The sequence below is a fragment of the Streptococcus panodentis genome, from assembly GCF_017884005.1.
GTDB lineage: Bacteria > Bacillota > Bacilli > Lactobacillales > Streptococcaceae > Streptococcus > Streptococcus panodentis.
Window position 1 is genome coordinate 21,722 of sequence record NZ_QFAY01000030.1, and the last position, 8,574, is coordinate 30,295.

An 8,574-nucleotide genomic window follows, 5' to 3' on the forward strand; every position below is an offset into this window, starting at 1 on the left:
GGGTGGGGAGATTTACGAAGCGTCCCTACAATCAGGATGTGGGTGAGCTCTGTAAGCACATGTCAGCGGTTTTGATGGTCTATGAAAAGAGCAAGACAGAGCCGTCTAAAAAATCCCCCTCTTTAGACGAGGTGGATGCAGCCATTTTTAAGGAATTTTGTCTGGCCAAGGCTGGCAGTAAGCCGGCATTTAAGCGTGAATTGCAGCATTATATAGCAGACAGGACGGAAGGTATCAGTCTGGACAAACTCGAAAAATGTGTGTCCTCCATCATCAGCAAATATGCAGGACACAGCGGCTATATTTACTATGAAAACATGGATGCTTTTGAGGATGAGCTGAGTTTCTTTCTGGACCAGCAGCGGGGAAATCTCCTTTATGGATTAACCGTCGAGGAGCATTTTGACCTTGCTGATGACTTACTTGCTCAGCTGGATGATACTGACATGGACGATTCAGATGGCGGCTTGATGAGGCTGACTGAGCAAGTATTCGAAAGCCTGGAAGACAGAATTGGCCCGGGTCAGGATGAGCAAGTCTTTGCCCAGCTTCTGGCAGCCCTGTCACAGAAGAGGAATTCTTCTCTGACAGATTATGATTGGAATCTCTTTGAAGAGCATTTTTCCGGTCAGGACTTTGCTGTGAGAAAGCTGGCTTTTCTGCTGGAGCATCTGAAAGTTCCTCCCCAAAATGCTTCTTGGTCAGAGGAATTTGAATTTAAAAGTATGGTTGGGCTCGTTTTTTCAATCTCGAAAGAGCTGGGGAAATCTTTGACAGATTTTGGTCAACTTTTGCAGGATTACTGGAGTCAGGCGAGTGTTCGGGAACTTTCTATTGATGGACACATTGCTCTGGGACTGCATGCAGAAGCTGAACAGCTTATCAAGAAAGAACTAGCCGCTCCAGAAGCTATCCATCACGGCCGTCTGCGCCTGAAACTCAAAGACCTCTGCCGCCGGCAGGAAAAGTGGGAGGATTATCGTCAGTTGTTAGAAGAGATTCTTCTAACTGGGAGCATTGACTTTAATCTCATAGATAAGCTGAAAGAGCAGCTGACTGGCAGACCGTCCGCTTGCGGCTCAAGGAAAACTGGGAACAAAGAAATGATTGGCGCTTGATTGATTTTTACCGAAGAGAGGGATTTCGGGAGGAAGTCTTGGTCCGGGCCCAGTCTAATCCTGTGGTATTGAAACAGACCTATCTGGACTTGGGCCGGCATTTCCCGCAGGAAACTTTGACTATACTGTCTGCAGAATTGGAGGATGCTCTGAGGCATTCCAGCACCCGCAAGCACTATAAGGAATTAGCTGAAATCCTGTCGAATATGAAGAAAATAGCTGGCGGTGAGGCGGTGGTCCAGCAGCTCCTCTCCAAATGGTGAACCGCCTATCACAACCGGCCTGCTATGTTAGAGGAATTTAGCCGTTTGTAAAAAATAGAAGGAGGCGGCACTATGGATAAAAAGAAGCCAGAACAGGCCATGAAGGACTTAACCTTGGTCTTGCTCTATCTAAGCAAATTTCAGGAAAGGAATCGCTATTCCGACCTTCCCCTTTACAGAGCCTGGAAGGGCTATGACTGGGACGTGATTAATGACTTGGATGAGCAGGACTTGATTGACCAAGGAAATGTTAGAAATAAATCCGTCTATCTGACCCCAGAAGGTCTTGAAAAGGCCAGACTTTTGCTGGAAGAATTTGGCATTGAGGATTGGCAGGAAAGAAAATCATGAAAGATGCCAAGCAAGTTTCCCTCTGTCAGAAGCTTTGGGCTCGCAATAAATACTTGGTGCTCAGCCATTCCAGCAGGATTTATCTGGAAATCCGTCAGTATCTGAAAGGAGACCAGGTAGAAGTAGCTCAGGTTCAGGCTATGATAGACCAGGCAGTCAGCTTGCCTGAAAACCGCGGTCAGGTCTGCAATGCCTTCCAGCATGTCTGGGGTTATTTTAAGAAGAAGGCCAGTCCGGCTGAAAAGGCAGAGTTTCTGCAGCTTTTGGAACGTTACCAAGACGGTCAGGCGGAGCAGGGGGCTCTGGCAGCAGCGGTCAGGGAATTGCTCCTCAAGTACCCGAATCGCTACCTGCAGGAATCCGCTTTAGTCTTTGGAGGCCAAACCTGAGACTCTGTCATCAGGCCTCCTCACAAAGCTGCCCCACCAGCAGCTTCTAGGCCAGCACTGGGAATCCTGTGCAGCAGCGGTGAGAGTGGGCTGGCAGCCGGTGTGCGGAAAGCCGTATTGAAAAAAGTTCGTATTTTTCTGTAAAATACTTGACTTAGAGTTGACTCCAAGGTGTATAATAGTTATCATATAACGATTAAAGGAGTATTCTGAATGAAATCAGCTGTATTTGTCAAAGCCGGTCAAGTGGCCGTTGAAACGATGGAGAAACCTCGGATTGTGGAGAGTGATGATGCGATTATCCGTGTGGTCCGATCCTGTGTCTGCGGGTCCGACCTCTGGGCTTACCGCGGTATCAGTGAGAAAGAGGAACATTCGGCTAATTCCGGCCATGAGATTATCGGTATTGTCGAAGAAGTGGGCAGCGACATCAATACTGTCAAGCCGGGCGACTTTGTCATCGCCCCCTTTACTCATGGCTGCGGCCATTGTGCGGCCTGCCGGGCTGGCTATGAGGGCGGCTGTCAGGATCATGGGCCGGAAAGCAACTTCAGCGGCGGCTATCAGGCTGAGTTTGTCCGCTATACCCATGCTGACTGGTCTCTGGTCAAGGTGCCGGGTCAGCCCAGCGACTACAGTGAAAATATGCTCAAGTCCTTCTTGGCTCTGGCGGATGTGATGCCGACCGGCTATCATGCGGCGCGTGTGGCCAATGTGCAGCCGGGTGACACGGTGGCTGTTGTCGGTGACGGGGCAGTGGGACTCTGTGCGGTTATTGCGGCTAAACTTCGCGGTGCTAAGCGGATTATCATCATGAGCCGCCATGAGGACCGGCAGAAACTGGCGCTTGAGTTTGGTGCTACCGATGTGGTAGCTGAGCGTGGCGAGGAAGGCATTGCCAAGGTGCTGGAGCTGACCAATGGTGATGGTGTGGATGCCTCTTTGGAGTGCGTGGGGACTCAGCTCTCAACGGAAACCGCCATTGCCATCGCCCGTCCGGGCGCTGTTATCGGCCGGGTCGGTGTGCCTCATACGGAGGATATCAATATCGGTGACTATTTCATGCGCAATACGGTCTTTGCCGGCGGTCCGGCTTCTGTCACCACTTATGACAAGGGAGTGCTGCTCAAGGCTGTGCTGGACGGCGTTATCAATCCGGGCAAGGTCTTTACCAGTGCTTATAAACTGGATGACATTGACCAAGCCTACAGGGATATGGATGAGCGCAAGACAATCAAATCGATGATTGTTTTAGACTGATAGGCTTCTGTTTTAAGCCTATCTGCTGCTGGTTTGACTATCCCGCTGCTGAGTGCAGCAGCTCATAGGCTGAGGATGATTTCTCTTGATAGAAGGGAATCATCCTTTTTTATATTAGCTCAAAAAGCAGAAACCTGCTGTAGACAGTATGAGAGAGAAGATATAAACTTACGAATGATGGAAGAAGCGGCCAATCCATGCGGTGGCTCAGCTGATTCGCAGTAGTCTGGAAGAGTATGGTCTGGACAAGCCCGGGACGGCTGGTCGGCTGCGGGGGAATTGCCCCGGTAACGGAAAAACAGCTGAGCTGCAAAAGCTCTATGTCAGCAAAAAGAGCCGCGGGAAGAGCTGTTCCAGCGGCCTGCTCAAGAAGATTTTTCAGGTGGCTCGGGATGAAGGCGATGAGCAGCTCTATCTGGAGACCTGCACCGAGCTGTCTGCTGCTGTCGCTGTTTAGGAGCATTACAGCTTTAAAATTAAAATGCTGGAGGAGCCTGTTTCCAATGAAGCTGGCCACACCGCCATGGACATTTGGCTGATTAAGCCTTTGCCGTAAGATGGCGGAAGTGGGACAGCCGCCGGTGATGGCTGCCTTCCGCCGCCCCCTTTAATAATGCGGGCTTAAAGATTGGAGCAGAGTTTAGGGCTGTTGATGCAGTCTGAGTGTTGGCTGCCTTTCAGCTGGCCGGAATCTCAGGCTTTCTTTTTCTGGGCTTCTCTGCACCAGCCAATCCATAGGGACCACTCAGCTGCCAGGTGCAGCTGGTGCTGGCGGATCAGGCTGTCCGGGCAGAGGCTGGGAAATTCGACCAGGAGCCGGGCTTCCAAACCTTCTGCTGTATCGCGGAACTGATGGCGGATGCCTCCCAGAATGCTGCCGTCCTGCAGTTTGGCCGCCCCGACGGACTGATAGGGATAGCGGGGGTCACGAGGTTCTTCGATTGCCTCCTCGCTGTCAAAGGAGATAAAAAACTGGGCCGGAAGCGGGCTGTTGCCGGCTGTCTCAATCACTTCCAAAACCTCGCCCTCAGCCCGCAGAAGATAATGGTCCGGACAGGCGCTCAGATTGATTTTCCGATGCAGAGGCTTATCTGTCAGCATCAGCTCTTCCAGCTGATAGCTGAAAGCAGCAGCAGTCAGGCCGGGGGCAAAAATGGTCGTCAGGGCTTTCTTTCTGGGCTTTTTGGACCATTTGGCTGCTGCAGCCATGGCAGTCTGGCTCCATTTGAGCTTTTTGGCTAATTTTGCCCGCATTTCTTGGTCGGACAGCGCCATTTTATAGTCCAGCAGCGCCTCTTCCAACAACTCCATCTTGTCAGTCTGGGGCAGCTGGAAGCCCAGTGTTTTAGCTGCCTTTTGCAGCCTTCTTTTTCGCCAGACAGCCAGTTCTTGGTCGGACAGTTCCTTGTTTCCAATGATAATTTTCATCTCTTTTCCTTTCTTTCTTGTGTTCTGAACATTTTTATTATATAGTGGGAACTAGCGGAAAACAAGCACCAATTTAGGACAGAATGTTGCATTTTGAAGGAGAACGCATGGTCTATCAGGAAAAGAATCAGCAAACCGAGGCAAATATAGAAAAATCCTTTCTTGAACTGATGAAAGAACGGTCTTTTGAGAAAATTACGATTGAGCAGTTGACGGACTTGGCGGACATTAACCGTTCGACCTTCTACCGCCATTATGCTGATAAATATGAGCTGATAGAAAAGATAGAAGACAGGCTGCTGACAGAGTTGCGCTCCTATTATCAGACGGCCCTCCAGTCTGCTGAATTGGTCCGGCTGGATAAGGATTTTCAGGTAGAAGATTATATCCATGGGGAGCAGAATTTTTTCAAATTTTTTGAACCTCATTTGGCTGAATTGGCCGTTCTTTTGGGTGAAAAAGGCCGGCCGGCCAGTCTAAGAAAGCTGCAGGCAGCTGTGCGGGAACTCTTTGACCAGAGTATTTCTTTGGCTTCGCCACACTTGAGTGAGCTGCAGAGAGAGCTGCTGCTTAATCACCAGACAGCTTCTTTTATGGGAACTCTGACTTACTGGCTGGAACATCCCCAGTATGGTTCAGCAGCAATGAGCGATTTTCATTCCAAGGTGACCAATGTCGGTCTGGTGGGCTTTGTCAAGGCCTTTATGGAGGAGTGAGGGAAATTAAGACCGCCCCGATCGGACCTGCCTCAGCAGTCCTTCCCATTTGCCAAGCTGGTCTTCCTTGAGCAGGAGGTAAAAGCGGGCAGTAGCCAAGTCTTCCTGAAGGGGCAGGATGACGCTGTCGGCGGCCTCTTGCTTTGCTGTGAACAAATCGGAAACGAAAGTGGGGAAGGTCCCCATGCTGGCGATTTCAGAAAAAGCATGGCGGCTGTCAATGTAGAGAAAATTGGCCGTGGGAATCTGCTCTTTGACCAGGTCCGTCCAGAAGCCCAGCTCAGACAGGAGCAGGATATTCTGCCGGGCTAGATCGGCAAAGGTCAGCCTTTCTTTTTTGGCCAGCGGATGCTGTTTGGGAATCCGCATAGAGAGCCTTTCAGTGAGATAGGGCAGGCAGATCCAGCCGGCATGCTCATAGGGCTGGCGGGTCACAATCCAGTCATAGCGGCCCTGCTCCAGGCCGCCTGTCAGATCTTCTTCGTCGCTCAGCAGGTCCGTCATCAGCTCCAGACTCGGCTGAATCTGAGCCAGCTGAGGTTCTAAGAGCAGGAGAGGACCCGGTGCGATAGAGCCGATGCGGAGGCTCTTTTGATGGCTGGCCTGATAGCGGACTGCCGCCAGCATTTCCTCCTGCAGGCTGAGGATTTTTTCTGCATATTCTGCCATGAGACGGCCGTTTTCGTTGAAGACGGTCTTATTTTTTTGGCGGATAAAGAGCGGCACACCGGCGATTTCTTCGATTTTTTTCATGGACTGACTGAGGGCCGGCTGGGAGATAAAGAGTGCTTCTGCCGCCGCAGACAGGGTGCCGGTCCGGTAAAAAGCCAGCAGCTGTTCCAGTAAATAGGGATTCATGGTCTCTCCTTGATGTTCACTATAATGAATCATTATAGCATAATAAACAGAATCTATTGTACTTTTGCTGTTTTGAGGATTAAAATAGAGTCAGCAAGAAAAGAAAGCGAGGATGGAAATGGAATATGTAACCTTAAACAACGGTGTCAAAATGCCCAAGCTTGGCCTAGGAGTTTTTCGGGTGACCGATTTGGCTCAGGCTGAGGAAATGGTCTATCAGGCAGTCGAGCAGGTCGGCTATCGCCTGATTGACACGGCGGCAGCTTATGGCAATGAAAAAGCGGTCGGTGCTGCCCTTGCCCGTACCAGTGTCGCCCGGGAAGACATCTTTGTCACCTCTAAACTCTGGCTATCGGACATCAAAACCGATGGCTATGAAGGAGCTAAGCGAGGGCTGGAGCGCAGTCTGAAAAATCTGGGACTGGACTACATTGACCTCTACCTCATCCACCAGCCTCTGGGAGATCTCTATGGGGCCTGGCGCTATCTGTCGGAGGCTGTCCGGGCTGGGAAAATCCGTGCGATCGGCGTGGATAATTTCACCCAGGCCAAGCTGGCTGAATTTGCTGCTTTCAATGAGGTCGTGCCAGCTGTCAACATGATAGAGGCCAATGTCCTGCACCAGCGGACAGAGGACCAGAAAGCCATGGCGGCGCGCGGGGTGCAGATGGAAGCCTGGGCACCATTTGGCGCAGGCAATACTGAGATTTTCAACTCTCCAGTCCTGAAGAGCATGGCAGAAAGCCATGGAAAGACTGTCGGCCAAGTTATTCTGCGCTGGTTTATGCAGCGGGATATTGTGGCTATTCCCAAGACCGTGCGGATAGAGCGCATGCGGGAAAATCTGGCTGTTTTTGACTTTGCCCTGACAGAAAGTGAAATGGCAGCGATTGCCCGGCTGGACCAAGGCGGCGGCTACAGTCTGCCCGATACGGCAGACGGCATGGACCAGCTGCTGGAACTGCTGAGCGGCTATGATACCTTGCTGGATGCTTAGAATCAGCATGGATTAAAAAAGAAAGCGAGAAGAAAAATGGAAACAAAACGGATTTTAAATAACGGCGTAAGCATTCCTCTTGTGGGCTTTGGTGTCTTTCAGGTTCCGGATTTGGCTCAGGCAGAGGAAGTAGTCGGTCTGGCGCTCAAAGCCGGCTACCGTCATATTGATACCGCAGCGGTTTATATGAATGAAGAAGCAGTCGGTGCTGCTGTCCGTAAGTCCGGCATTCCCCGTCAGGACATCTTTGTCACCAGCAAGCTCTGGGTGCAGGACTTTGGCTATGAAAAGGCCAAAAAGGCCATTCAGACGTCACTGGATAAGCTGGGACTGGACTACATTGATCTCTATCTGCTCCACCAGCCGTTTGGAGACTATATCGGCGCTTGGCGGGCTCTGGAAGAGGCCTATCGCGATGGGAAAATCAAGTCCATCGGCATCTCCAACTTTGATGCGGCTCGTCTGGCTGATTTCTGCCAGACAGTGGACATCCAGCCGGCGGTCAACCAAGTGGAAACCCATCCTTTCTTCCAAAGAGAGGACTTACTGGCGATTGCTGAAGAGTATCATGTAGCTCTTGAAGCCTGGGGGCCCTTTGCCGAAGGGAGATTTGGGATTTTTACCCATCCAGTTCTGACCAAAATCGGTGAGAAATACAGCAAAACCGCAGCTCATGTAGCTCTGCGCTGGAATCTGGACCGCGGCGTCATTGTCCTGCCCAAGTCTGTCACACCGTCTCGTATCGAAGCCAATATTGCTGTTTTTGATTTCACTCTGGACGATGATGACAGGGCGGAAATAGCCAAGCTGGATCAAGGGCACAGTGACATTGTCAATCACGCTGATCCGGACTTTGTCAAGCTGCTGCACGGTTTAAAAATTCATGACTAGCTGAGGGGAAACAAGAGGCTGGGCAAAAAGTCCAGTCTCTTGCTGCTGCATGAGAAAAACAGATGGACGCAGTGGTTGGGAGAAATGCTGTTGACGTCGGTCAGCTAGCATCTCCCCTGCACAGTTCATTAGACACTTTATGTTCAAAGAAAATCAAAAAGCAAACTGGGAAGCTGGCCGCTCAAAACCTCCGCTGGAGCTTTTTGACGAGGCTGAGACAAAAGTTCTTCAGTCTCGCTTTGTTTTGGTAAAAAACTCTTGACGCGGTAGCTGATTGCTCAAAAGCTCCAGTGGAGGTTTTGA

Annotated in this window: 10 protein-coding genes and 1 pseudogene; 9 read left to right on the forward strand and 2 right to left on the reverse strand. The window is 50.7% G+C overall.

The features are described from left to right. Positions 1-2 precede the first annotated feature (2 nt). The 6 genes and pseudogenes from DHL47_RS11575 to DHL47_RS11600 all read left to right on the forward strand — a co-directional run bounded on the left by DHL47_RS11575 (position 3) and on the right by DHL47_RS11600 (position 3,937). The gene (locus DHL47_RS11575) at positions 3-1,118 is read left to right on the forward strand and encodes a hypothetical protein (RefSeq protein WP_209551988.1); all 1,116 of its coding nucleotides are present in this window, start codon (positions 3-5) and stop codon (positions 1,116-1,118) included. Next, the gene (locus DHL47_RS11580; RefSeq protein ID WP_209551989.1) at positions 1,115-1,381 is read left to right on the forward strand and encodes a hypothetical protein; all 267 of its coding nucleotides are present in this window, start codon (positions 1,115-1,117) and stop codon (positions 1,379-1,381) included. Before DHL47_RS11575 ends, DHL47_RS11580 begins: the two co-directional genes overlap by 4 nt. Positions 1,382-1,453: 72 nt before the next feature. Next, on the forward strand, positions 1,454-1,732 hold the full coding sequence (locus DHL47_RS11585) for a DUF6429 family protein (protein ID WP_209551990.1): 279 nt from the start codon (positions 1,454-1,456) through the stop codon (positions 1,730-1,732). Continuing rightward, on the forward strand, positions 1,729-2,121 hold the full coding sequence (locus DHL47_RS11590; protein ID WP_209551991.1) for a YbgA family protein: 393 nt from the start codon (positions 1,729-1,731) through the stop codon (positions 2,119-2,121). Before DHL47_RS11585 ends, DHL47_RS11590 begins: the two co-directional genes overlap by 4 nt. Before the next feature lie 213 nt (positions 2,122-2,334). Next, positions 2,335-3,381: a zinc-dependent alcohol dehydrogenase family protein gene (locus DHL47_RS11595; RefSeq protein WP_209551992.1), complete on the forward strand. Its 1,047-nt coding sequence runs from the start codon at positions 2,335-2,337 to the stop codon at positions 3,379-3,381. A 162-nt stretch (positions 3,382-3,543) separates the two neighbouring features. Continuing rightward, positions 3,544-3,937, forward strand: a pseudogene (locus DHL47_RS11600) (GNAT family N-acetyltransferase). Positions 3,938-4,074: 137 nt separating this feature from the next. Here the strand turns inward: DHL47_RS11600 and DHL47_RS11605 are convergent. Further along, on the reverse strand, positions 4,075-4,809 hold the full coding sequence (locus tag DHL47_RS11605; RefSeq protein WP_209551993.1) for a hypothetical protein: 735 nt from the start codon (positions 4,807-4,809) through the stop codon (positions 4,075-4,077). Between the two features lie 107 nt (positions 4,810-4,916). Here DHL47_RS11605 and DHL47_RS11610 point away from each other — a divergent pair, with 107 nt between their 5' ends. Continuing rightward, the gene (locus DHL47_RS11610) at positions 4,917-5,525 is read left to right on the forward strand and encodes a TetR/AcrR family transcriptional regulator (protein WP_209551994.1); all 609 of its coding nucleotides are present in this window, start codon (positions 4,917-4,919) and stop codon (positions 5,523-5,525) included. Between the two features lie 6 nt (positions 5,526-5,531). On the opposite strand, the gene DHL47_RS11615 is transcribed toward DHL47_RS11610, so the two are convergent. Then, the gene (locus tag DHL47_RS11615) at positions 5,532-6,383 is read right to left on the reverse strand and encodes a LysR family transcriptional regulator (RefSeq protein WP_209551995.1); all 852 of its coding nucleotides are present in this window, start codon (positions 6,381-6,383) and stop codon (positions 5,532-5,534) included. Positions 6,384-6,501: 118 nt separating this feature from the next. Here DHL47_RS11615 and DHL47_RS11620 point away from each other — a divergent pair, with 118 nt between their 5' ends. Next, entirely contained in the window at positions 6,502-7,380 is an 879-nt protein-coding gene (locus tag DHL47_RS11620; RefSeq protein WP_209551996.1) for an aldo/keto reductase, read from the forward strand. A 36-nt stretch (positions 7,381-7,416) separates the two neighbouring features. Then, on the forward strand, positions 7,417-8,271 hold the full coding sequence (locus DHL47_RS11625; protein WP_209551997.1) for an aldo/keto reductase: 855 nt from the start codon (positions 7,417-7,419) through the stop codon (positions 8,269-8,271). Positions 8,272-8,574 lie beyond the last annotated feature (303 nt).